This window comes from Limnohabitans curvus (assembly GCF_003063475.1).
Classification (GTDB): domain Bacteria; phylum Pseudomonadota; class Gammaproteobacteria; order Burkholderiales; family Burkholderiaceae_C; genus Limnohabitans; species Limnohabitans curvus.
On the sequence record NZ_NESP01000001.1, the window covers coordinates 1,121,341 to 1,146,051 of the forward strand.

Sequence of the window (24,711 nt, forward strand, 5' to 3'; positions counted from 1 at the left end):
AAGTTTGAATATTCGTTTTGACGCAATCAAAAATGTTACTAGCGGCACGGTCTGCACTAAACCTTTACGAATGTGCAGTTTCCGCTAGTAACTCTGATATCTACTCTATGAATTTTTAATGAACAGCCTAGTTAATCAATCAATATCGATCAACAACAAAGAAGCCTCAACAGAAGCTGCTTTGTTGTTGAATGAATGGTGGAGGATGACGGGATCGAACCGACGACCCCCTGCTTGCAAAGCAGGTGCTCTCCCAGCTGAGCTAATCCCCCAATGAATCACTTAGACGTTTGGTGGGTCTGGTTGGAATCGAACCAACGACCCCTGCGTTATCAACACAGTGCTCTAACCAACTGAGCTACAGACCCAAGCCGGTCGCGACATCCTCAGCGAACTGAGTTAATCGACGACAACCTTCAAAACAACCGATAAGTGTGGACGTTCAATTTAGATTGCAGTTTTCCAGAAAGGAGGTGATCCAGCCGCACCTTCCGATACGGCTACCTTGTTACGACTTCACCCCAGTCACGAACCCTGCCGTGGTAATCGCCCTCCTTACGGTTAGGCTAACTACTTCTGGCAGAACCCGCTCCCATGGTGTGACGGGCGGTGTGTACAAGACCCGGGAACGTATTCACCGTGACATTCTGATCCACGATTACTAGCGATTCCGACTTCACGCAGTCGAGTTGCAGACTGCGATCCGGACTACGACTGGTTTTATGGGATTAGCTCCCCCTCGCGGGTTGGCAACCCTTTGTACCAGCCATTGTATGACGTGTGTAGCCCCACCTATAAGGGCCATGAGGACTTGACGTCATCCCCACCTTCCTCCGGTTTGTCACCGGCAGTCTCATTAGAGTGCCCAACTAAATGTAGCAACTAATGACAAGGGTTGCGCTCGTTGCGGGACTTAACCCAACATCTCACGACACGAGCTGACGACAGCCATGCAGCACCTGTGTTACGGCTCTCTTTCGAGCACGCCTCTATCTCTAAAGGCTTCCGTACATGTCAAAGGTGGGTAAGGTTTTTCGCGTTGCATCGAATTAAACCACATCATCCACCGCTTGTGCGGGTCCCCGTCAATTCCTTTGAGTTTCAACCTTGCGGCCGTACTCCCCAGGCGGTCAACTTCACGCGTTAGCTTCGTTACTGAGTCAGTGAAGACCCAACAACCAGTTGACATCGTTTAGGGCGTGGACTACCAGGGTATCTAATCCTGTTTGCTCCCCACGCTTTCGTGCATGAGCGTCAGTGCAGGCCCAGGGGATTGCCTTCGCCATCGGTGTTCCTCCGCATATCTACGCATTTCACTGCTACACGCGGAATTCCATCCCCCTCTGCCGCACTCCAGCTATACAGTCACAAATGCAGTTCCCAGGTTGAGCCCGGGGATTTCACATCTGTCTTATATAACCGCCTGCGCACGCTTTACGCCCAGTAATTCCGATTAACGCTTGCACCCTACGTATTACCGCGGCTGCTGGCACGTAGTTAGCCGGTGCTTATTCTTACAGTACCGTCATGAGCCCCTAGTATTAATAGAAACCTTTTCGTTCTGTACAAAAGCAGTTTACAACCCGAAGGCCTTCGTCCTGCACGCGGAATGGCTGGATCAGACTTGCGTCCATTGTCCAAAATTCCCCACTGCTGCCTCCCGTAGGAGTCTGGACCGTGTCTCAGTTCCAGTGTGGCTGGTCGTCCTCTCAGACCAGCTACAGATCGTTGGCTTGGTGAGCCTTTACCTCACCAACTACCTAATCTGATATCGGCCGCTCCAATCGCGCGAGGTCTTGCGATCCCCCGCTTTCATCCTTAGATCGTATGCGGTATTAGCGTAATTTTCACTACGTTATCCCCCACGACTGGGCACGTTCCGATATATTACTCACCCGTTCGCCACTCGCCACCAGACCGAAGTCCGTGCTGCCGTTCGACTTGCATGTGTAAAGCATTCCGCCAGCGTTCAATCTGAGCCAGGATCAAACTCTATAGTTCGATCTTGATATTTTTTTGATCTTTCGATCAACTCATAAATTGGAATCGACGTGATTTTCTTTGACGAATTTCACATCTTTTTTACTTCATGAGCGTTTGTTAGCTAATTAAAGCTAAGTTCCTAAAGAACTTGGCAATCACCATCAAACGCCCACGCTTATCGGCTGTATGTTTTTAATGAACCACTCAACTACTTGAGCAACCACGCTGCGATCAGCGAAGCCTTGCAGTATACATCGGATTTTCAAGCATTTCGAAGAAATTTTAAAAATCTTTTTCTACCACCTCCGCCAACATTGTTTCGGGTAAACCCTTAACAATTCTCATCAGCGGAGCCCGTCAGTATAGCACTACTTTTTGGCTTCGCGCAACTATTTTGAAAAAAGTTCGCAATCAGCTCTTCGTGCCTCGTTTCTACAAAGCCTGCGCTTTGTTTAAATAGAAGCCGCCCAAGGGCGCCCTTGATAATGGGGCATGTCTTTAATTACTCTACAGAACGCCCAACTCGCTTTTGGGCACGTCGCTCTCCTTGATCACGCAGAGTTCTCACTTGAAACCGCTGAGCGCGTAGGCCTGATCGGCCGCAATGGTGCTGGCAAATCCTCATTACTGCGCATCTTGGGCGGACTAGAAAAGCCTGACGACGGTGACTTACGTGTCCAGCAGGGCTTGCGCGTGACTTATGTGGCCCAAGAGCCTCAACTAGATAGCAACGCCTCTGTCTTTGAATCCGTGAGTGCGGGCTTGGCGCGCGTCATCCACCTGATTGATCAGTACTCGGCTGGTGAGGGTGATCTCACAGCCATGCAAAACGAGATTGAACTCTTTGACGGCTGGAACTGGGAACAACGCGTGCAAGAAACATTGCACCGCTTGCACCTTGACCCCGATGCCCGCATCAGCGCACTCTCTGGTGGCACGCTCAAACGCGTGGCACTCGCACAAGCCTTGGTGACATCCCCGGACGTGCTCCTACTCGACGAGCCTACCAACCACTTAGACCTCGACAGCATCGAGTGGCTGGAGCAGCTTTTGATTGATTTCAAGGGAAGCATCATCACCATCACGCATGACCGATCGTTCTTAGATAAGGTCGCCACACGCATAGTGGAACTGGACCGCGGTCATTTGTTGACTTACCCCGGGAACTTCTCGCAGTACCAATTGCAAAAAGAAGAACAAGCCGCCCAAGAAGCGGTGATCAACGCCAAAGCCGACAAACTGCTGGCTGGTGAAGAAGTGTGGATTCGCAAAGGCGTAGAAGCGCGCCGCACACGCAGCCAAAGCCGCATTGGACGCCTAGAAGCTTTGCGCAGCCAGCGCGAAGCACGCCGCGAAGCCGTCGGCCGTGTGAAGCTAGACGTCGCCAGCGGCGCCCCCACAGGCAAGATCGTGGCCGAACTCACCGAGGTAGACAAAGCCTTCGGCGGCAAGGTGATTACCAAAAACTTCTCGGCGACCTTCTTGCGCGGTGACAAGATTGGTTTGATCGGCCCGAACGGCGCTGGCAAATCAACGCTGTTGAAAATGATCTTGGGCGAGCTTGAAGCCGACAGCGGCAAGATCCGCCAAGGCGCGAATCTGCAAGTGGCGTACTTTGACCAAATGCGCAACGCGCTAGACATGGACGCCTCACTCGAAGACTTCATCAGCCCCGGCAGCGAGTGGATTGAAATTGGCACCCAGCGCAAACACGTCAAAAGCTACTTGGACGACTTCTTGTTCTCGCCCGCTCGCGCTACGTCTCCTGTGCGCTCGCTGTCTGGCGGTGAGCGCAACCGCTTGCTGCTCGCTCGTTTGTTTGCACGCCCAGCCAACGTACTGGTGCTAGACGAACCCACCAACGACTTAGACATCGACACGCTGGAACTGCTAGAAGAGTTGCTGCAAAAGTATGACGGCACCGTGTTCATCGTCAGCCATGATCGCACCTTCCTCGATAACGTGGCCACTAGCACTTTGGTGTTTGAAGCCACAGAGGACAACCCCGGCTTCTGGCGCGAATACGAAGGCGGCGTGCAAGATTGGCTCATCCAGTCAGAGCGCGCCCGCAGCCTCGCCCCTCAAACCAAAGTTGCCGCACCCGTAGTGGTCAAAGCGGCGGTCACAGAAGCGCCCAAGCCCGCAGCCCCCGCCACAAAGACGCGCAAGCTCAGCTACAAAGAGCAACGCGAACTGGAAGCACTACCGGCACTGATTGCATCGCTCGAAGCTGAGCAAAAAGAAACCCAAGCAGCCCTCAGCGACAGCAGCCTGTACGCCAGCGACCCCGCCAAAGTCGCGCAAATTCACAAACGCGACACTGAAATTGAAGACGCACTGATGACAGCCCTTGAACGCTGGGAGCAACTATCCTCACCGGCATGAGCAGCGCTGAACTCTTTGCCTTGATTGCCCTCGCTACCGTGGGCACCTTCACTCCCGGCCCCAACACCGCCCTGTCCGCCACGCTTGCGGCGAACCATGGCTTGCGACGTGCGCTGCCTTTTGTGTGCGCCGTGCCTGCAGGCTGGGGGGTTTTACTCGTGCTCAACGCAGCCGGCTTGGGAGCGCTGGTGCTGGGCTTTCCACCGCTGCGTTGGGGTCTGCTGGCCGCCGGCGTGTTGTATTTGCTGTGGCTCGCTTGGAAACTCGCCAGCACGCAGCGCTTGAGCGATGCCGCACAAGGCCCCATCGTGGGTTTCAAGCAAGGCGTGATGCTTCAGTTCATCAACATCAAAGCCTGGTTCTTGGCCATGTCAGTGGTAAGCGGCTGGGTCATCGATCACGACGACACCCCTGCACGTCTGCTGGAAACATTGCCCATCTTCATGTTCTTTGGCCTCGCCAGCAACTTCACCTATGCATGGATAGGCGCCAGCTTGCGCCACTGGCTGCGCGGCCCAAACGACACCGCACAGCGCCTGCAATGGTTCAACCGACTGATGGCCTTGGCGCTCTTAGGCACGGTCGCGTGGATGGTGCGGTCGGCGCTGCAAACACTCTAAACATGGGCGGCGCGCGCTGCCGCACAGGTGACTGCGGGTCTCAGTCGTGACTGTTTGTCTTGCCATTCGTCTTCAGAATGAACGCAAACAACCCACATCACACCATGGGACAACTCTATTTAGTGCGACACGGGCAAGCCTCGTTGGGCGCCGCCGATTACGACCAACTCAGTCCTTTGGGCCTGCAGCAAAGCCATCGCCTCGGCGAGCATTGGCAAGCGCAAGGCCTCACGTTTGATGCCGTCATCATCGGGGGACTCAAGCGCCATGCACAAACCTTGGCAGGTATTCAACAAGGCATGGGAACACGACATGAAGCACGGGTTTGGCCGGGCCTGAACGAATACGACAGCGAAGCCCTCATCCGCGCCATTCAACCGGGCGAGCTGGTGAAGCCCACCACGCCAGAGGGCTACAAACAGCATTTCCGCTTGCTACGCGATGGCCTCACACAATGGATGGCCGGCGTGGTCAGCCCACAGGGCATGCCCAGCTACACCGAGTTTGCAAAAGGCGTCACGTCAGCCCTCGATCACATTCGCCAACAGCACGAGGGAAATGTTTTGCTTGTGTCCAGCGGTGGCCCCATTGCCACGGCCGTGGCGCATGTGCTGCGCGTCAGCCCTGAAACCAGCATCGAGCTGAACATGCGGCTTCGCAACAGCGCGGTAAGCGAATTTAGCTTCAACGCCAAACGTCACAGCCTGATCGCATTCAACAGCGTGCCGCACTTGGAAACGCCCAGCCACAAAGACTGGGTGACGTTCGCCTGAAGGCTGAAATATTTAAACGCGCACCGTGCTGAGCGGCAGCGCCACCAGCTCTTGCAGCAGCAGCGCCAGCTGCTCGCCCGCGCTGTGCACCAGCGCTTCACCTTTCGCCGCAGTGGCCGCCGCCGCATTGCCCGCGGCACCTTGGGGGTTGTAGTCCTGCATGTGCCAGCCAAGCTTGGCGCTTTTGCCATTGCCCAAGACCGGATAATGTTTGGCCCGGTCTTGCGACGTGGAGGCAAAGTTTTGGGCCTCCGCCATGTTCACGCAATCGGGCGCCAGCGCCCGCATCATGGATGTTTCAATGTCACCCGCGTGGATGCCAAAGCGGTGTTCGTCCGCCGAGAACTGCCCCATCACGGCCGCATCCAAGGGCAAGTTGTACCAACTGCTGCTGTAAACAATCAGGCCATGCTGGGCACGCAGCTCGCGCGCCACCACATCCATCAGCCCCACATTGCCGCCGTGGGCGTTGAACATCAGCAGCTTCTTCACACCCGCGCGTGCCACCGAGGCACCGATGTCGCACCAGAGTTGGATCAAGGTTTGTGGCGACAGATGCAGCGTGCCAGCAAAGGCCGTGTGCTCGGTACTCAGGCCGAGCGTCTGCGTGGGCAACACCAGCACGGGGTCTGTGGCAGCCAAGTGCGTCAATGCAGCGTTCACCACACCATCGACCAACACCGTATCAACCGATAGCGGCAAATGCGGCCCATGTTGCTCGGTTGCCCCCAGAGGCAACAAGGCCACGGTGCGCGCGGGGTCGAGGGCCGCAAAGTCACGGGTGTTGAGCTCGGCCCAACGGTGTGATGCCAAAGCGAGGAAGGGGGTGCTGGTGTGCGCAGTCATGAGCGCCATCTTACTTTCCTGTCATGGGTTGGGCTTTACACGCAGGCGGCTGTAGCTCGGTAACATCTGGCGCATGCTTCATTTTGTTTCGCGCCTGCTGGGCGCAGCTCATCCCCGTGTCGTGACCGTCTGCGCCAAACCCATGTTGGCAAAAGCATTTGGCGTTTTACTCTGGGGGGCTTGTGCATTTACCCTGCCAAGCAATGCCCAGACCTTGGCCAGTGCCGTGGTCAGCACGCCGCAGTTGCGCGCCGAGTTGGTGGTGCATGCCCCGCAAGGGGTGCAAGCGGGTCAGCCGATGTGGGTGGGCCTGCAACTCACACACCAGCCCGAGTGGCACACCTACTGGCGCAACCCCGGCGACTCAGGTCTGCCCACGCAGCTAGAGCTGAATTTGCCTGCGGGCATCACCGCGGGCGAGGTGCAATGGCCGCTGCCGCAAAAACTCAAAGCAGGCAGCTTGACCAACTACGGCTTCGACAAAACCGTGTTGTTGGCCGTGCCACTGACGGTGTCGACACAGTTCAAACCCAACGCCACACAAACGCTGGACATTCAACTGCACGCCAACTGGTTGGTCTGCCGACTGGAGTGCATTCCACAAGAAGGCGACTTCGCCTTGCGCATTCCCGTCAACAGCAGCTTTGCGCCCCATGCCACCGCGTTTTCAGCGCTGCTGGCGGAGCAAGCCAAAGCTTTGCCAGGCGTCAAAGCCACCACCCGCTTTGAAGCACAACGCTTGACACTGCAAATCAGCGGATTGCCTACCTCGCTGCACGGCAAAACGCTCCGCGTGTTTCCAGACACCGCCGAGCTGGTGGCGTCTGCCACTGAACAACACCCGCGCGCCAGCCAATCGTGGCAAGGCGATGTGTGGACAGCCCAACTCCCTCTGAGCAATTTGCGCATGACGGAACCTAAGCAAATGGGGTTTTTGCTCATCGCTGACGAGGGCGCCAAACGCCAAGGCTTCGTGGTCTCCGCCCCTGTCACGCACGCTTGGCCTGCCGTATCTGATCTGCCCGCCGACTCAGCAACCGTGACCAACACCACAAGCCATGCAAGCGCCATCGGCAACGAAACCATGCTCGGCAGTGATGGCTTTCTGGGCTTTGCCTTGGCGCTGCTAGGCGCGTTCGTGGGCGGGCTCATCCTCAACCTCATGCCTTGCGTGTTGCCGGTGCTGGCCATCAAGCTGTTGGGGTTTGCGCAACACAGCCATGCACACCGGGCACACCGCGTGGCAGGCCTGGCCTACACCGCCGGTGTGGTGCTCAGCTTCTTGGCGCTGGGCGCTGGCGTGCTGGCCTTGCGCGCAGCGGGTGAACAACTGGGCTGGGGCTTTCAGCTGCAATCTCCCGTGGTGGTAAGTGTGCTGGCGGCCCTCTTCACGCTCATCGCGCTCAATTTGTTAGGCCTGTTTGAGTTTGGGCAAATCTTGCCCTCGCGCGTGGCCAGCTTTCAATACAAGCACCCCGTCATGGATGCGGCACTCTCTGGCGTGCTAGCCGTGGCCGTGGCGTCGCCCTGCACCGCCCCCTTCATGGGCGCGTCGTTGGGACTCGCAATGACTTTGCCAACATGGCAAGCGCTGACTATTTTTATGGCCATGGGCTTGGGCTTGGCCGCGCCTTATTTGTTAGCCAGCTTTGTGCCCGCCGTCGCGCGTTTGCTGCCACACCCCGGCCCGTGGATGGTCACGCTGCGCCAGCTGTTGGCCTTCCCCTTACTCGCCACTGTGGTGTGGCTGCTGTGGGTGTTGGGCCAACAAACCAGCTTAGATGCCGCCATGTTTGCGCTGGGGGGTTTGCTGCTGCTGACCGCTTTGATGTGGGCACTCAAACAACACGGCCCTGCATCTCGCGTTTTGAGCGGGCTTTTGGCCGCCGCACTGGTTTGGGGCGCACTCACCTTCGCAGAAGATTTAAAAGCACCGACGAGCAGCCCCTCTACACCGACGTTGCCAAGCACCGCGCAAACGCAAGGCGCCGTTTGGCAGCCTTGGTCTGACGCCGCCGTGGCACAAAGCTTGGCCCAAAGCCGACCTGTGTTTGTCGACTTCACTGCCGCGTGGTGCGTGACCTGCCAAATCAACAAAAAATCCACCCTGTCCAACAGCGATGTACTGGCCGACGTGGCGGCGCACCAAGTCACGCTCATGCGTGCTGATTGGACGCGCCGCGACCCAGCCATCACCGCCGCACTCACCGCATTGGGCCGCAGCGGCGTGCCGGTGTATGTGCTGCACGCGCCTGGCAAAGCACCGCTGGTGCTGTCTGAGTTGTTGAGCGTGCGCCAAATGCGCGAAGCGCTGGCCACCTTGCCTGCGGCTGAAAGCCCTGCCCCCACAACTGACTTTGCGCAGCAGCCCCCAACCAACGGCGCATCCACGCTCACCCGCAAATAAGCCATGACTCAAAGCGCCATTCGTCAAAGCCTTGCCAATTGCCACACCATCGCCGTGGTGGGTCTCTCGCCCAAACCCCACCGCGACAGCTACCGGGTGGCCAAATACATGCAAGACCACGGATGCCGCATCGTGCCCATCAACCCCAATGCCACCGAAGTATTGGGTGAAAAAGCCTACGCCTCGCTCACCGAAGCGGCCATGCACGAACGCATCGACATGGTGAACTGCTTTCGCAATTCCGAAGACATCCCGCCCATCGCCGCAGAGGCGATTGCCATTGGCGCCAAATCGCTGTGGCTGCAAATCGGCGTCGTGCATGACGTGGCTGCACAACAAGCCCAAGCTGCAGGCCTCACCGTCGTGCAAGACAAATGCTTGATGGTTGAGCACCGTCAGCTTCGCTGAGCACCACCTCGGCGACAATGTCGCCATGTTTGCACCACTCCAAAACGACACCTTTTTGCGCGCTTGCCTGCGCCAAGCCACCGACCACACCCCCGTTTGGCTCATGCGCCAAGCTGGACGCTATTTGCCAGAGTACTGCGCCACACGCGCTAAAGCAGGCAGCTTCATGGGCTTGGCCACCAACACCGACTTCGCCACCGAAGTCACCCTGCAGCCGCTGGAGCGCTACCCGCTCGACGCCGCCATTTTGTTCAGCGACATCTTGACCGTGCCCGATGCCATGGGCTTGGGCCTGTCTTTCGCCCAAGGCGAAGGCCCCAAGTTCGCCAAGAACGTGCGCAACGAAGCCGCCGTCAACGAGCTGGCCGTGCCCGACATGGCCAAGTTGCGCTATGTGTTTGACGCCGTCACCTCCATTCGCAAAGCGCTCAACGGCCGCGTGCCTTTGATTGGCTTCTCGGGCAGCCCTTGGACCTTGGCTTGCTACATGGTCGAAGGTGCAGGCTCGGACGACTACCGCCAAGTCAAGAGCTTGATGTACAGCCGCCCCGACCTGATGCACCGCATTTTGGAAATCAATGCCGATGCGGTGGCCCTGTACCTCAACACCCAAATCGAAGCCGGCGCGCAAGCAGTGATGATTTTTGACAGCTGGGGCGGCGTGCTGGCCGACGGCATGTTCCAACAGTTCAGCATGGCATACACCAAGCGCGTGTTGGCACAGCTCAAGCGCTCGCACGATGGCGCCGTCATTCCCCGCTTGGTGTTCACCAAAGGCGGCGGTTTGTGGTTGCCCGAAATGGCCGACCTCGACTGCGACGTGTTGGGTGTGGACTGGACGGTCAACCTCGCCAAAGCGCGCGCCCAAGTGGGCGGCGCGGTGGGGGGCCCCGGCAAAGCCTTGCAAGGTAACCTCGACCCCAACGCCTTGTTTGCCCCTGCCGACGCCATTGCGACCGAGGCACGCCGTGTGCTGGACGCGTTTGGTAAACCGCACACCGACAAGACCACGACGGGCCCGACCCAAATCTTCAACTTGGGCCACGGCATCAGCCAATTCACCCCGCCTGAGAGCGTGGGCGTGTTGGTGGAAGCGGTGCACAGCCACTCCCGCGCACTGAGAAAACCTTAAAACTGACTCAAGAAATAGTGTGTCAAGTCATCAAAAGTTTTACTTCGACTTCACACTTATGCACAAAAAAGTTGATCCGGTGCACCAAGTTGGTTTTTTCGGCTGCCCCATTTTGAAAAACTTTAATTTCTCATAAGTCATTGATTTATATAGGATTCTTGGTCTGCATTTTTTTGAGGCAGTTTGTTCAAAGCCTTGATTCATGCGCCTTCGGAGCCACTCACCTGTAGATATCAACAAAGTTATCCACAGAAACTCTGGGTTTACCCTGAAGCCTTTGTAAATCAACGACTTAAAGCCTTTTCTGCTAAAACACCTGAGCTAACCACCCCAACTTAACGCTTGACATGTCGCACCAAATTTCAGTGATGGTCCACACCCCCGCGCACAGCGGCATCGGTGGCGCACTCACGTACGAAAGCGGCACAGCGCACACAGCAGGCACTTTGGTGCGGGTGCCACTGGGCAGCCGAGAGCTGTTGGGCGTGGTGTGGGGCGGGGCTGCGCCACACGCCGACAGCGGCGAAACAGCCCCTATGCAGCTGCGCGCCATCGCCAGCGTGTTGGAAGGCCTCACGCCGCTGAACGCCCATTGGCGCCAGCTGGTGCAATTTGCCGCCAGTTATTACCAACGGAGTGCAGGCGAGGTGGCCTTGGCCGCGCTGCCCAGCCAACTGCGTGACCTGAGCGCCGAACAATGGGCGCGCCGCTTAAAACGCAAGCCCAAAGTTGTCGCGGCCTACGAAGGCGCCACACAAACCATCCCCACCCCCACAGAAGAACAAGCCCAAGTACTGGCTGACATTGCCACGCACAAAGGCCCGTTCTTGTTGTTTGGCAACACCGGCAGCGGCAAGACCGAGGTGTATTTGCGTGCCGCACAAGCCGTGCTGGAACACAACCCGCAAGCGCAAATTTTGGTGATGGTGCCGGAGATCAACCTCACGCCACAGTTGGAAGAACGCTTTCGCGCCCGCTTTTGCCCGCAATGGGGTGCCGACTGTTTGGTGTCCATGCACAGCAGCCTCACGCCCGCGCAGCGCCTGAAAAACTGGCTGGCCGCGCACAGCGGCGAAGCGCGCATTGTGTTGGGCACGCGCATGGCCGTGTTTGCGTCCATGCCGCATTTGCAGCTCATCGTGGTCGATGAAGAACACGACCCCAGTTACAAACAACAAGAAGGCGCGCGTTACTCGGCACGCGACCTGGCCATCTACCGCGGACAACTCGAAGGTGCGAAAGTCATCTTGGGATCAGCCACACCCTCGCTAGAAAGCTGGCACCACAGCCGCCCCGCCACCACCTCAGAACCCGCAGGCCGCTACATGCGTTTGGCCATGCCTTCACGCGTGGGCCAAGGTGCCTTGCCTTTGGTGCGCCGCGTGGACATGAACCGCCAGCCCTACAAAACCGTGTTCTCCAACCACCTGCTCGACGCCATGCGCGAGCGCGTGACACGTGGCGAACAAATCTTGGTGTTACTCAACCGCCGTGGCTATGCGCCCGTGCTCAACTGCAACGACTGCGGTTGGAAAAGCGAATGCCCGCATTGCAGCGCGTTTCGCGTGTTCCACAAACTCGACCGCACCTTACGTTGCCACCATTGCGGCTTCACACAACCGGTGCCACGCGCCTGCCCGAGCTGCGGCAATTTAGACATCAGCCCCTTGGGCCGAGGCACCGAACAACTCGAAGAACACTTGGCAGAATTGCTGGCCGATGTGCGCCGGCCAGACGGCGAGCCCATTCGCATCGCCCGCATTGACGCTGACAGCACCCGCCTCAAAGGCGAGCTAGAGCGCCAGCTGGCCGAAGTCCACGCAGGCGCGGTGGATGTGTTGGTGGGCACGCAAATGATTGCCAAGGGCCACGACTTCCGACGCGTCACCTTGGTGGCGGCACTCAACACGGATGGCGCTTTGTTTTCGAGCGATTTCCGAGCGCCTGAGCGTTTGTTCAGCTTGCTCATGCAAGCCGCCGGACGGGCAGGACGCGATGCCACGATGAACTTGGTCAGCCCTTGCGAAATGTGGGTGCAAAGTCACCACCCGCAGCACCCCTTGTTTGAAGCACTCAAGCAACACGACTACCCCGCCTTCGCCGAGCAACAGCTCAAAGAACGCGCACAAGCCACCTTGCCGCCCTTCAGCTTTCAAGCCCTGGTGCGCGCCGAGGCACGCAGCCAAGAAGCCGCTCAAGGCTTTTTAAATGCCGCACGCGAAGCCGGTGCCGCACTGGCGGACGAACTGATGGTGGACTTGTATCCCGCTGTGCCCATGACGATTCAGCGCGTGGCCAACATCGAGCGCGCACAAATGTTGATCGAATGCACCTCACGCAAAGCACTGCAACATTTCTTGGCGCATTGGCAAGCTGATCTGCACGCCCTGCGCAACGCCCATCGGCAAGTGATTCGTTGGGCGGTCGACGTGGACCCGCTGGCGATTTAAGTTGGGGTCAACCGTGGAGCAGCGCCACTGCCCCTGAGAAAGTAAAAAACGCCGCGGCCGTGGTGACCAAAATAATCATGGCAATGCGCCCCGTGTCTGCGCCAAAACGCTCCGACAACAAAGCCACATTGCTGGCGCTGGGCAAAGCCGCCACCAACACCACCACGACCATGGTGAAGTGTTCAATGTGAAAGCCCATTTGCACCGCAGCGGCCAACACCAGTAGCACCAGCAACGGGTGCAACACCAATTTGAAAAGTGCCACAGGCAACACATCGCGCCACAGAATGGGCGGATGTCCACTTTCTTTCACGCGAATTTGTGAACGTGCCAGCACCGCGCCAATGGTGAACAAGGCCACAGGCGAAGCCGCATCAGCCAACAAGCCCACGGTTTTCGCCACGGGTCCCACCAACTGCCAATCCAGGGCCGAGGACAAACCACCCAAGCTGATGGCCCACGGCATGGGGTTGGTCAACACGCCTTTGAGGGCACTCTTGGCCGCGCGGCTGGCACCGTGCTCGTCCGCGCCGTCTAAGCGCGACAAGGCAATGCACAAGGACGTGGTGATGACCATGTCCACCACGATGGTCACGATGGCAGGCCCTGCCGCCGAGGCACCCAGCAAGGCCACCAACAACGGCACGCCCATGAAACCCGTGTTGGGGAACGCGCCCACCAACGCACCAAACGACGCGTCGTTCCAGCCGATGCGTTTGTTCATGCTCACCGCCACCACAAAGCCCACCATCAACAAGGCGCAAAGCAAATAGGCACAAAACAAGGTGGCATCCAACAGCTGCACGATGGGCGTGCTCGCACCAAACCGATACAACATGCACGGCAGCGCAAAGAACAGCACAAAGCCATTCAAACCAGGAATCGCGTCCAGCGGCAACATGCGGCGATGCGCCGCCACAAAGCCAGCCAAAACCAGCGCAAAGAAGGGAAAGGTAATGAGAAGAATGTTCAGCACCCGCCTATTTTGCCCGTTGGGCGGGTCGGTATCATTGCCCGCTTCACATCAACTGTCTCCTGAATGTCTGCTGGCCTGAATCTCGCGCAACAAGAAGCCGTCAATTTCTTGCACGGTCCCTGTCTTGTGCTGGCGGGGGCGGGCTCGGGTAAGACGCGCGTCATCACGCACAAGATTGGCCGCCTCATCCAAACCGGGCTAGAGCCCAAGCGCATCGCCGCGATCACCTTTACCAACAAGGCCGCCACCGAAATGCGTGAGCGTGCCAAAGGGCTCATTGGCAAGGCGGCCAACGACGTGGTGATTTGCACCTTCCACGCCTTGGGCGTGCGCATGTTGCGCCAAGACGGCGGCGTGATGGGCCTCAAACCCCAGTTCAGCATCATGGACAGCGCCGACGTGACCGGCATTTTGAAAGACGCAGGCGGCACCACCGACGCGGCCACCGCACGCCAATGGCAATGGACCATCAGCCTGTGGAAAAACATGGGCCTCAACTCGGAACAAGCTTTGGCACTGGCCAAAGACGACAACGAACGCATCATCGCCAAGATCATGGCGCGCTACGAAGAACGCCTCACCGCCTACCAAAGCGTGGACTTTGACGACCTGATTGGCCTGCCTTTGAAGTTGCTGCAAGAGCACGACGAGGTGCGCCTCAAATGGCAATCCCAACTCGGCCATGTGCTGGTCGACGAATACCAAGACACCAACGCCACGCAATATGAAGTGCTCAAGTGTTTGGTGGGCGACAACGCCCGCTTCACCGCTGTGGGCGACGACGACCAATCGATTTACGGCTGGCGCGGTGCCACGCTGGACAACCTGCGCAAACTGCCGCAAGACTTTCCGAACCTGAAAGTCATCAAGCTGGAGCAAAACTACCGCTCCACCAGCGCCATCTTGCGCGCGGCCAACAACGTCATCCAGCCCAACCCCAAGCTGTTTCCCAAAACCTTGTTCTCTGAACTCGGCGAGGGCGAGCCCGTGCGTGTGGTCGATGCCGATAACGAAGAACACGAAGCCGAACGCGTGGTGGCGCGCATCCAGTCTTTGCACGGTGGCACCGATGCAGGCAGCTGCGGCTTCAAAGAACTCAAAGACTTTGCGGTGCTGTACCGCGCCAACCACCAAGCGCGCATCTTCGAAAAAGCGCTGCGCAAGGCACAAATTCCCTACAAGGTGTCGGGCGGCCAAAGCTTTTTTGACCGCGCCGAAATTCGTGACCTGTGCGCGTGGCTGCGCCTGTGGGTCAACAACGATGACGACCCGGCTTTCTTGCGCACCGTCACCACACCCAAGCGCGGCATTGGCCACCAAACCTTGGCCAGCTTGGGCCAGTTCGCCAGCCAATACAAGCTCAGCATGTTTGAAGCGCTGTTCAGCAATAGCTTGCCCTCGGTGCTCAATGCGCGCGCCCTGGGTAGCCTGCACGAATTTGGCCGCTATGTGAACGACCTTGAATTCCGCGCTCGCCTCACCACCGGCGCCGAAGATGCCCGTGCGTTTTTGACCGACTGGCTCAAAGACATTGGCTACGAAAAGCACCTCTACGACGCGGAAGAAAGCGAAAAAGCCGCTGCCTCCAAGTGGAACAACGTGATGGAGTTTTGCGACTGGATGGCCCAGCGCTGCGGCGGCCAAATTGACGACACCGCTGGCGTGACCTCTGGCAACGAAGTGAAGAACCTGCTGGAAGTGGCCCAAACCATCGCGCTGCTCTCCACCTTGACTGAGCGCGAAAAAGACCAAAACGTGGTCACGCTCTCGACCCTGCACGCCTCCAAAGGTTTGGAGTGGCCGCATGTCATGTTGGTGGGCGTGACCGAAGGCATGTTGCCCTTCAAACTCGACGACGAACCGGGCACCGAACACACCAACGACAACATCGCGGTGCGCTTGCAAGAAGAACGCCGCCTGATGTACGTGGGCATCACCCGTGCCCAACGCTCTTTGTCCGTCAGCTGGACACGCAAACGCAAAAAAGGCCGCGACATGATTGCCGCCATCCCCAGCCGCTTCATCGCGGAGATGGGTTTGGACAAAGACACCGTCAAAGAAGACCCGCGCGAAAAACTCAAAGCCTTGCGTGCTGAGTTTGCCCAACGCGCCAGCGCGGCATCGGCTGAAAGCGCCGCCCACAAATAGCGCAGCGGGACAAATACGATGTCATCCTCACAGACGCCTCTTTTCACCGCACTTGCTGACTCCATCGAGCGGCAGATTCGTGATGAGGCGTACAAGGTCGGCGAAAAACTCCCCTCCTTGCGCGAAATCGCGGCCTTGCGTAACTACGGGAAAAACACCGTCGTCGCCGCGTTTGAATTGTTGGTCGCCAGAGGCTTGGTCGAGCCGCGTCACGGCTCAGGTTTTTACGTCAAAGAAAGAACCGTCAAAGCCGAGCCCCACGACACGCAATCGCTGAACGGCGCCATGAACATCGTTTGGCTCATGAACATGCAGCTCAGGAACGAGCCGGGACAACTGACCGTCGGCGACGCTTTTCCGCCCTCCCAATGGCTGGCCGGCGCGAGGCTAGACCGCCCACACCACAAAGTCGCACGCAGTGGTTTGGGCACCTTGTTCCGCTATGGCGACCGGCTCGGCTATGCACCTTTGCGTCAGCGTTTGGTGCGCCGCTTGGCAGACCAAGGCATTGACGCGCACCCGTCTCAAATTGTGTTGACCCACGGTGCCAATGAAGCCTTGGATTTGATCGTGCGCTACTTTGTGCCTGCGGGTGGAACGGTGCTGATTGACGATCCCGGCTATTACCCACTGATCGGCAAACTGCGCTTGGCAGGTGCCAACACGATTGGTGTGCCACGCTTGGCGGATGGTCCTGATTTGAAAGAGCTCGAGCGTCTTTTGATCACATGGCGCCCGCGCCTGTTTTTCACACAATCACTGGCCCACAATCCCACAGGCTCGGACCTGTCAAAGCAAAAAGCGCGGGCCATTTTGAAACTGGCCGAACAACACAATTTGTTGTTGGTTGAAAACGATGCGCTCAGCGACTTTCGAAGTGCCAGCCAAACACGCCTCTCGGCCTTGGACCAACTGGAGCGCACGCTGTACATCAGCAGTTTTTCAAAGTCGCTGTCAGCGGCTCTGCGCGTGGGGTTTTTGGCCTGCAGCGCTGACATCGCCAACGACATTGCCAACATCAAAATTCTGACCAGTGTCAGCAGCTCTGAATATGCCGAACGCACGGTCGACACATTGCTGGCCGAGCGGCACCATTTGAAGTACCTCGAAGAGCTGCGCAGCAAACTGGAAGAAGCCACAGGCCGTGCTTACGATCTGCTGGACGATGTTGGCGCCACCATCTTTGTCAGGCCTGAGCGCTCGCTCTTTATCTGGGCCCAACTGCCCGGCGTCTCCGACACACAAAAGCTAGCGCACGCCATGCTGAACGAAAACATCGTGATGGCCCCCGGCAACATCTTCAGCGTGAACCCCAACAACATCTCACCTTGGACACGCTGCAACCCCCATGCGGTGCTAGACCCCAGGTTCCGCCGCGCGCTCGATAAGCTGCTGGGCTAACGTGCGTTCGTGCGCTTCTTCCATGCGCGCAGATCGTGCATGCCCGTCAGGCCACGCGGGTCGATTCCTGGCGCAAAGATGCTGTGCTTTTGAATTTTCTGTGTGCCTGTCGTCGGAATGTGGTCGGCAAACCAAACCCAACCCGGGGCTTTGAAATAGGCCAAGCCCGCACTGCAGTGGTCAAAAATCGAACGCAGCAACGCCTCCTGCGAAGCCGCTGACAACGCCTGCGCCGCATGCGGCTTCAGCACAATGCAAGCCAGCACTTCTTCTTCGCGCACCTCATCGGGCACAGCAATCACAGCGGTCTGCTCGACATCGGGGTGCGACAGCAACCAAGCCTCCACTTCGGCCGCGGCGATGTTCTCACCGGAGCGTCGGATGATGTTCTTGCGACGCTCCACAAAATGCAGCATGCCCGTGTCATCACGCGTCACGACATCGCCCGTGTGAAACCACCCACCTCGCCAAGCAGCCTCCGTGGCCGCTTCATCATCGAGATAACCTGAGAAAAAATCTTTGCGCGGCGTGCGCTCGGAATGGCGAATCACCATCTCGCCAGGCTGACCGTCTGGCACATCGCCATCCGCATCGTCCACCACGCGCACCTCAATGCCTGGCAAGGCATGCCCAAAAGCTCGGGTACCCACTTGGCGCGGCGGCATGTTGTCCACCAAAATGCGCACGTTTTCCGTCATGCCCCACAGCTCTAGCAATGGAAAGCCAAACCGCGCCTCGACTGCCGCATGCAAATGCGGCTCTACGCCAGCCCCCATACCAAAGCGCACGCAGTGGTCGCGCTCTTGGTCGTGAGGTGCTTGCGCATGCAACATTTGAATGATGACCCCCAAGTAATGCACGATGGTGGCCTGAGATTGGCGCACCTCGGTCCACCACCGTGAGGGCTGAAAACGATCGGACTGAATCTGGCAACTGCCCGTCAGCAGCACGGCATAGAACGACAAAATCGAGGCGTTCACATGAAACAGCGGCAAGGGGTTGTAAAGCCGTTCACCCGTTGCACGGAATGTGGCCAGCCCGCCGCGCGTGGCATACGCCTCGCCTGCTGCAAGTTCGTAACGATGCGACAACACACAGCCTTTGGGACGGCCTGTCGTGCCCGAGGTGTACAGAATGCTCGCGGGGGTTTGCGCCTCTGGCACGTAGGTCTTGGCAGGGACCAAAGCAGGCGGCAAACCCGCGGCCCATTGTTCAAACACCACGTGTGGGGGTTGCCACGTGGCCTCATGGCGCGCGGCCTCCCAGTCAGCCACGCGGGCCGACAAGACCACCGCCAAATCAACGTGTGCATGTTCGATCAAATACGCCAGCTCACGCGGGCGGTAGTCTGGATTCACGGGCACGCAACAAACACCGAGCGCGTTCAACGCCAACTTGTGCAGCATGTGCTCCAGTCGGTTCTCCAGGAACAGGGCCACGCGATGGCCAACGCCATAACCGGCTTCACGGTACTGCGCCATCAATCCATGCACCGCATGCGCAGCCTCGGCGTAGCTCAGCGAACGGCCCTGCGGGTCATAGGCACGCGCCGAATTCGATGGCGCAACCAACAAAGGGCGATCGGCATAGCAATGCGCGGCGTCAAAAAAAAATTCTCCGATGGTTGCGGTTTCACTCGGAACAATCATGCAAGCTTCCTATCCATGTGCTTCGTCATTCATCGACGTTTCATCTACTTTATCCAAACTGTACCCATCTCAAAAGGTACAGTTTGATAGAACAGTGATGCGTTCGCATCCGATGCGGCAGCTGACGCGAAAGATAGCGCTATTTTCAGTTAAGGTGACGCGAACAACACGATCACCCCTCAAGGAAAAACCGTTGATTACTCTGTTTCACTGCATGAGCGCGCGCTCGTTCCGCCCCCTGTGGATGCTTGAAGAACTCGGCATACCGTATGCGTTAGAGATGCTGCCGTTTCCGCCAAGGGCGCTGCAACGCAGCTACTTAGACGTCAATCCGCTGGGCACCATTCCCTTGCTGGTGGATGGCAACACACGCATGACCGAGTCGGTGGCCATCTGCGAATACTTGTGCGCACGGCATGCGCCCACACCACTGCAAGTCTCGCCCGACGAGGCTGACTTTGGGGCGTACTTGAACTACCTTCACTTTGGCGAAGCGACGCTGACCTTCCCTCAAACCTTGGTGCTGCGCTATGCCCATTTCGAACCGCCCGAGCGCAGACAACCGAGCGTCGCCGAGGATTACGCCAAATGGTTTTTGGCGCGCCTCAAAACGCTAGAACCCGTGCTCGCCAACCAGTCCTACCTGTGCGCCAACCGCTTCACGGCGGCCGATATCTCGGTGGGGTACGCCTTGATGTTGGCCACGCATCTTGGGCTCGCACCGCGTTTCACGCCCGCTGTTGCTGCGTATTGGGCACGCCTGCAGGAGCGTACGGGCTACATCAAGGCGCTCGCGGCGCAGCAGCACGCCGCCCAAGCGCAAGGGGTGTCGGAGGTGCCCGCCCCCGACATTCGGCCCGCTTGATTGAGCTGCGACGTTCAGGCCCTGGCTGCGCCTTGACGAATTTCCTGCAAGAGCGCAAGCGCGCGGTCGGTTCGAACATCGCGCTCTTGCGCCATGCGGCGGGCAATGATGTCGACCTCTTCGCCAACAGCCCCGGCGATCACCGCCAAGTTTCGGCCATGCAACGCCATGTGCCCACGTTGGATGCCTTCCGTTGACAGCGCGCGCAAGGCCGCCATGTTCTGCGCCAAGCCCACGGTGACCGCCACTTCGGCCAACTCTTGCGCCGATTGCACATTCAAAATTTTCAGCGCCACACGTGCCAGCGGATGCGTGCGTGTGGCGCCCCCCACCAAGCCCACAGCCATCGGCATTTCCAAGGTGCCCACCAAGGCGCCCGAACTGTCTTTTTCCCAATGCGTGAGTGAGGTGTAACTGCCCTTGCGGCAAGCCCACGCGTGGGCGCCTGCTTCAATCGCACGCCAATCGTTGCCGGTGGCCACAATCACCGGATCAATGCCGTTCATGATGCCCTTGTTGTGGGTGGCGGCGCGGTAAGGGTCCACCACGGCCAGCGTGTAGGCATCCAGAATGCCTTCGATGACTTCTTCACCTTTGTACTCGCTGGTACTCAACACCTCCGGTGTGACACGCACACGCGCACGGGCCAAACGCAAATCAGCCAAGTTCGACAAGATGCGCAAGCAGACACGGCCACCCGTGATTTGCTCAACCAGGGGCGACACGGCTTCCGCCATGGTGTTGACGGTGTTGGCACCCATCGCATCGCGCACATCCACAATCAAATGCATCACCAACATGGGGCCGCGTGGGGTGTCGTCAAACACGTGGACGTCGATGTCTTTGCAACCACCGCCCAAACTCACGAGCAATTTGTCGCGGACATTGGCGGTGTCCAAGATTTGTTGACGCGCACGCAGCAACGCATGACGTGCGCCGTGCGGATCTGTCGCGCCCAACACTTGCACTTGTGCGCGCATCACAGGGCCGCTGGTCGAGGTTTGAAACCCGCCACATTCGCGCGCCAGTCGCGCCATGTACGAGGCCGCTGCCACCACCGAAGGTTCCTCAACGGCCATGGGAATCAACACATCACGATCGTTGATTCGGAAATTTGCAGCCACGCCCAGCGGCAGCTCAAACGTGCCAATGACGTTTTCGACCATGCCATCTGCGGTGGCCAGCGGCAACGCCCCTGGCGTGCTCAAGAGCGCGAGGTCTTCCGCCGTCAAGCCCACGGAGGTCTGCAGTTGGCTCAAGCGCTGTGCAGGGGTCAAAGAACGAAAGCCAGGAAGACGTGAATCGAGTGTCATGAAAAATCCATTTCAAGGGTGAGTGGGCAAAGTAGCGGGGTCCTCGGCGGCAGGTGCCGCGTGGCCAAGGATCAAATCAGCAGCCTTCTCGGCAATCATCATGGTGGGCACCTGCGTGTTGCCCGAGGGCATGGTGGGCATGATCGAAGCGTCTGCAATGCGCAAGCCTTCTAGCCCGATCACACGCAGCTCGGGGTCAACCACCGAGTCGGGTTGGTGGGCGGGACCCATGCGACATGTGCCGATCAAATGCCAAGCCGTTCCCCCACGCTGACGCGCAAACTCCAACAGTTGGGCATCGCTGGTCGCATCGGCAGGCGGAAACATGTCAACGTCGCGAAAACGGCTCAAGGCTTGACCGTGCAAGATGCGACGCGTCAAACGCAAAGCAGCCACCGTGGCCTCGCGGTCCGATGCTTCAGACAAATAGTTGGGCTGCACGATGGGCAGATCAAATGGGTTTGACGAAGCCAAGCGCACATGGCCGCGGCTTTGTGGACGCATCAAATAAAAGCCCAAAGTCATGCCCGGAAAATCGTCCAACAATCCAGCCACGCCCTCCTTGTAGCTGCCGGGGCTGAAATGAAATTGCACATCCGCACGCGCCAGTGAGGCATCGGTTTTCCAAAAGGCGTAGGCCACCGAAGGGCTGATGCTGAGGATGCTCGGGCGGCGCATCAACCAGCGCACCACTTGACCCACGAGGCGCCAACCGCGCGCCATTTCATTGAGGGTGACCACACCGTGCACACGTGCGGACGATCGCACCATGTGATGGTCCTGCAAGTTGTCGCCAACACCTGGCAACGCATGTTGCACCGCAATGCCATGCGGCGAAAGTCGATCAGGCCGACCGATGCCAGACAGCATGAGCAACTTGGGCGTGTTGGCAGCCCCCGCACTCAGCACCACCTCGCGCCTGGCGTGCACTTTGTGCATCGGCGCATGCGCGCCCGCACTGTAGGCCACGCCAATGGCGCGTTTGCCATCCAGCAAGATGCGGGTGGCCTGCGCATGTGTCACCACCGTGAGGTTGGGGCGTTTGCGTGCAGGCCTTAAAAAAGCACGTGCGGTGCTGTAGCGGCGACCACGGTAAATCCATCGCTGGTAGTAGCCGGCCCCCTCTTGGCAAGCGCCGTTGTAGTCGGGGTTATCAGGAACACCCACCTCGCGCGCACTTTCAATGAAGGCATCGCACAAGGGATGTCGCCAGTCGCAATCGGTGATGGGCAACGGGCCATCGGTGCCCCGATAGCGCGGATCGGCCACACCAATGCGACGTTCCGAGCGTTTGAAATACGGCAACAGTTGCGCGTAACTCCAGCCTGTATTGCCTAACGCAGCCCAACCATCGTAGTCCTCGCGTTGGCCTCGGGTGTAGTTGAAACCGTTGATGGCACTTGAACCACCCAAGGTGCGCCCTTGCGTGGTGGGGATGCCGCGCCCAGCCGTCCACTCGGTCGGCTCGGTCTTGATTTGCCACGTGTTGCGCGGGTCGTACGCCAGCTTGATGAACCCCGCAGGAATGTGAATGAATGGGTTGTAATCTGGTGGCCCGGCCTCTAGCAGGCACACGGTGTAGCGCCCGTCCGCCGAGAGCCGATTGGCAAGCACACAGCCCGCAGCACCGCCGCCGACAATGACGTAATCAAAAACGCGAGCATCGCTCGTCGTTGATGCAGAGGCATTCATGCGCAGTTCTTTCTGGGTTATTCAGCCATCGTTCGCGCAGCAGGCAATGCAGCCCGGCCCAGAATCATGTCTGCCGCTTTCTCCGCGATCATCATGGTGGCAGCGCATGTGTTGGCCGACACGATGCTCGGCATGACCGAGGCATCCACCACGCGCAGTCCCTGTAAACCATGGACGCGCAACTCAGGGTCCACCACGGCAGTGGGATCGCTGGCCAATCCCATGCGTGCTGTGCCGTTGAGATGGTAGGAAGACACGCCATAGCGTTTGGCAAAGTCCATGAGTTCATCGTCGCTTTGCACGTGCGCGCCCGGTAAGGTTTCTTTTGTCACGTACCCAGACAACGCGGACGTCGCCAACAATTCACGTGCCAAACGCATGCCGCCGAGCAACACCGCACGGTCTCGTTCATCCGCGAGGTAGTTGGGCTGAATCACCGGCGGCGCCAACGGATCGCGCGAACGCAATGTGACGGTGCCTCGGCTTTCTGGGCGGTGTTGCCACACGCCACACGTCATGCCCGGGTAGCGATCCAACATGCCCACATATCCCTCGCGGTAACTCGCCGGCGCAAACACGCCCTGCAAATCTGGGCGGTTCAACCCAGGTTGAGACTGCCAAAACCAATGCACCAGCGACGGGCTCACGGCCAAAATATTGGGCCGTCCTGCCAACCAGGCTGCAATCTGGCCCCACAAGCGCGGGGCGCGTGAAAGTTCGTTGATCGTGGTGATGCCTTTGACACCGGCCACAAAGCGAACAGAAAAATGATCGCTGAGGTTCGCACCCACACCTGGCAAGGCATGCACCACCGGGATACCGAGACTTTGCAGTTGGTCCACCGGTCCCACGCCCGAGAGCTGCAACAGCTTGGGCGTATTGGTGGCGCCACACGAGAGCACAACTTCACGACGTGCATGCACTTGCCGCACGTTGTGCTGATCATGGCCCTGCACATAGCGCACACCTGTGGCACGGGTTCCGTCAAACACCACCGAAGTGGCTTGCGCACGTGTGATGATCTTCAGGTTAGATCGGCCTCGCACAGCGCGCAAATAAGTGCGCGCCGTGCTCATGCGCCAACGCCCCTCAATGCTGCGCTGGAAATAGCCCACACCGGCTTGTGTTTCCCCGTTGTAATCGGGATTGCGCGGCATGCCCAAGCCTTGTGCGCCAGCAATGAATTGTTCGCACAAGGGGTGAATCCACGACAAATCACTGACCGGCAATCGCCCTTCGCGACCACGAAAACGGTCGTCGCCACCCGCATAGCGTTCATTGCGCTGAAAGTACGGCAGCACCTCGTCGTAGCCCCAACCAAGGTTGCCCTGCGCCGCCCAGCCATCGAAATCTTCACGTTGGCCACGGTTGTAGACCAAGCCATTCATCGAGGTCGAACCGCCCAACGTTCGCCCCTGCGGAAGGGGCACACGCCGCCCGTGGGTCCACTCGGTAGGCTCAGACGAATAGGTCCATGTGAATGCGGGGTCGAACAACACTTTGATGAACCCAGCGGGAATGTGCAAAAACGGATGCCAGTCAGCCGGCCCCGCTTCCAGCAAACAGACCGTGTGGCGACCGTCCTCACTCAGACGGTCCGCCAAGATGGCGCCTGCTGCGCCACCCCCAACGACGACGAAGTCAAAACTATCTTCAGTCATAG

Annotated in this window: 16 protein-coding genes, 2 tRNA genes and 1 rRNA gene; 10 read left to right on the forward strand and 9 right to left on the reverse strand. The window is 58.6% G+C overall.

The genetic code is table 11. The features are described 5' to 3' along the window. Positions 1 to 196: 196 nt before the first annotated feature. The 3 genes from B9Z44_RS05625 to B9Z44_RS05635 form a co-directional block, all read right to left on the reverse strand. Positions 197 to 272 (reverse strand) — tRNA-Ala (locus B9Z44_RS05625). A 19-nt stretch (positions 273 to 291) separates the two neighbouring features. Further along, positions 292 to 368: transfer RNA gene (locus tag B9Z44_RS05630), tRNA-Ile, on the reverse strand. A gap of 98 nt (positions 369 to 466) precedes the next feature. Then, a 16S ribosomal RNA gene (locus B9Z44_RS05635) occupies positions 467 to 2,001 on the reverse strand. 474 nt (positions 2,002 to 2,475) lie between these two features. Between B9Z44_RS05635 and B9Z44_RS05640 the strand changes: the two genes are divergently transcribed. From B9Z44_RS05640 to B9Z44_RS05650, 3 genes are all read left to right on the forward strand, one after another. Further along, positions 2,476 to 4,368 (forward strand): ATP-binding cassette domain-containing protein, encoded by a 1,893-nt coding sequence (locus B9Z44_RS05640; protein WP_108358409.1) that lies wholly within the window; start codon positions 2,476 to 2,478, stop codon positions 4,366 to 4,368. Beyond that, positions 4,365 to 4,988, forward strand: a complete 624-nt coding sequence (locus tag B9Z44_RS05645) for a LysE family translocator (RefSeq protein WP_108401901.1) — start codon at positions 4,365 to 4,367, stop codon at positions 4,986 to 4,988. The genes B9Z44_RS05640 and B9Z44_RS05645 overlap by 4 nt, the downstream gene beginning before the upstream one ends. A gap of 104 nt (positions 4,989 to 5,092) precedes the next feature. Then, entirely contained in the window at positions 5,093 to 5,761 is a 669-nt protein-coding gene (locus B9Z44_RS05650; protein ID WP_108358517.1) for a histidine phosphatase family protein, read from the forward strand. A gap of 12 nt (positions 5,762 to 5,773) precedes the next feature. Here B9Z44_RS05650 and B9Z44_RS05655 read toward each other — a convergent pair whose 3' ends face one another. Continuing rightward, a complete protein-coding gene (locus tag B9Z44_RS05655; RefSeq protein WP_245912765.1) occupies positions 5,774 to 6,616 on the reverse strand; it encodes a creatininase family protein in 843 nt (280 codons plus the stop codon). 64 nt (positions 6,617 to 6,680) lie between these two features. On the opposite strand from B9Z44_RS05655, the gene B9Z44_RS05660 reads away from it, so the two are divergent. The 4 genes from B9Z44_RS05660 (at position 6,681) to priA (ending at position 13,004) form a co-directional block, all read left to right on the forward strand. Further along, on the forward strand, positions 6,681 to 9,014 hold the full coding sequence (locus B9Z44_RS05660; RefSeq protein WP_245912766.1) for a protein-disulfide reductase DsbD family protein: 2,334 nt from the start codon (positions 6,681 to 6,683) through the stop codon (positions 9,012 to 9,014). 3 nt (positions 9,015 to 9,017) lie between these two features. Then, positions 9,018 to 9,422: a CoA-binding protein gene (locus B9Z44_RS05665; protein ID WP_108358411.1), complete on the forward strand. Its 405-nt coding sequence runs from the start codon at positions 9,018 to 9,020 to the stop codon at positions 9,420 to 9,422. Between the two features lie 25 nt (positions 9,423 to 9,447). Continuing rightward, on the forward strand, positions 9,448 to 10,554 hold the full coding sequence (hemE, locus tag B9Z44_RS05670; RefSeq protein ID WP_108402821.1) for a uroporphyrinogen decarboxylase: 1,107 nt from the start codon (positions 9,448 to 9,450) through the stop codon (positions 10,552 to 10,554). A gap of 347 nt (positions 10,555 to 10,901) precedes the next feature. Further along, the gene (gene priA, locus B9Z44_RS05675) at positions 10,902 to 13,004 is read left to right on the forward strand and encodes a replication restart helicase PriA (protein ID WP_108401902.1); all 2,103 of its coding nucleotides are present in this window, start codon (positions 10,902 to 10,904) and stop codon (positions 13,002 to 13,004) included. Between the two features lie 7 nt (positions 13,005 to 13,011). Here priA and B9Z44_RS05680 read toward each other — a convergent pair whose 3' ends face one another. Beyond that, positions 13,012 to 13,980 carry an AEC family transporter gene (locus tag B9Z44_RS05680; RefSeq protein WP_108358413.1) on the reverse strand — a complete coding sequence of 323 codons (969 nt, stop codon included), beginning with the start codon at positions 13,978 to 13,980 and terminating at the stop codon, positions 13,012 to 13,014. A gap of 63 nt (positions 13,981 to 14,043) precedes the next feature. Between B9Z44_RS05680 and B9Z44_RS05685 the strand changes: the two genes are divergently transcribed. Together B9Z44_RS05685 and B9Z44_RS05690 are read left to right on the forward strand one after the other, a co-directional pair. Then, positions 14,044 to 16,128, forward strand: a complete 2,085-nt coding sequence (locus B9Z44_RS05685; RefSeq protein WP_108358414.1) for an ATP-dependent helicase — start codon at positions 14,044 to 14,046, stop codon at positions 16,126 to 16,128. Positions 16,129 to 16,146: 18 nt separating this feature from the next. Continuing rightward, positions 16,147 to 17,529 (forward strand): aminotransferase-like domain-containing protein, encoded by a 1,383-nt coding sequence (locus tag B9Z44_RS05690; RefSeq protein ID WP_108358415.1) that lies wholly within the window; start codon positions 16,147 to 16,149, stop codon positions 17,527 to 17,529. Here B9Z44_RS05690 and B9Z44_RS05695 read toward each other — a convergent pair. Continuing rightward, positions 17,526 to 19,178 carry an AMP-binding protein gene (locus B9Z44_RS05695; RefSeq protein ID WP_108401903.1) on the reverse strand — a complete coding sequence of 551 codons (1,653 nt, stop codon included), beginning with the start codon at positions 19,176 to 19,178 and terminating at the stop codon, positions 17,526 to 17,528. The genes B9Z44_RS05690 and B9Z44_RS05695 overlap by 4 nt on opposite strands. Positions 19,179 to 19,371: 193 nt before the next feature. On the opposite strand from B9Z44_RS05695, the gene B9Z44_RS05700 reads away from it, so the two are divergent. After that, complete coding sequence (locus tag B9Z44_RS05700) at positions 19,372 to 20,043, forward strand: glutathione S-transferase family protein (protein WP_108402822.1); 672 nt, start codon at positions 19,372 to 19,374, stop codon at positions 20,041 to 20,043. A gap of 14 nt (positions 20,044 to 20,057) precedes the next feature. On the opposite strand, the gene B9Z44_RS05705 is transcribed toward B9Z44_RS05700, so the two are convergent. From B9Z44_RS05705 to B9Z44_RS05715, 3 genes are read right to left on the reverse strand one after another with little or no spacing between them, the layout of a single operon-like run. Continuing rightward, complete coding sequence (locus B9Z44_RS05705; RefSeq protein WP_108358417.1) at positions 20,058 to 21,356, reverse strand: hydroxymethylglutaryl-CoA reductase, degradative; 1,299 nt, start codon at positions 21,354 to 21,356, stop codon at positions 20,058 to 20,060. Positions 21,357 to 21,368: 12 nt separating this feature from the next. Beyond that, the gene (locus tag B9Z44_RS05710) at positions 21,369 to 23,048 is read right to left on the reverse strand and encodes a GMC family oxidoreductase (protein WP_108401904.1); all 1,680 of its coding nucleotides are present in this window, start codon (positions 23,046 to 23,048) and stop codon (positions 21,369 to 21,371) included. Positions 23,049 to 23,065: 17 nt separating this feature from the next. Beyond that, complete coding sequence (locus B9Z44_RS05715; protein ID WP_108401905.1) at positions 23,066 to 24,709, reverse strand: GMC family oxidoreductase; 1,644 nt, start codon at positions 24,707 to 24,709, stop codon at positions 23,066 to 23,068. Positions 24,710 to 24,711 lie beyond the last annotated feature (2 nt).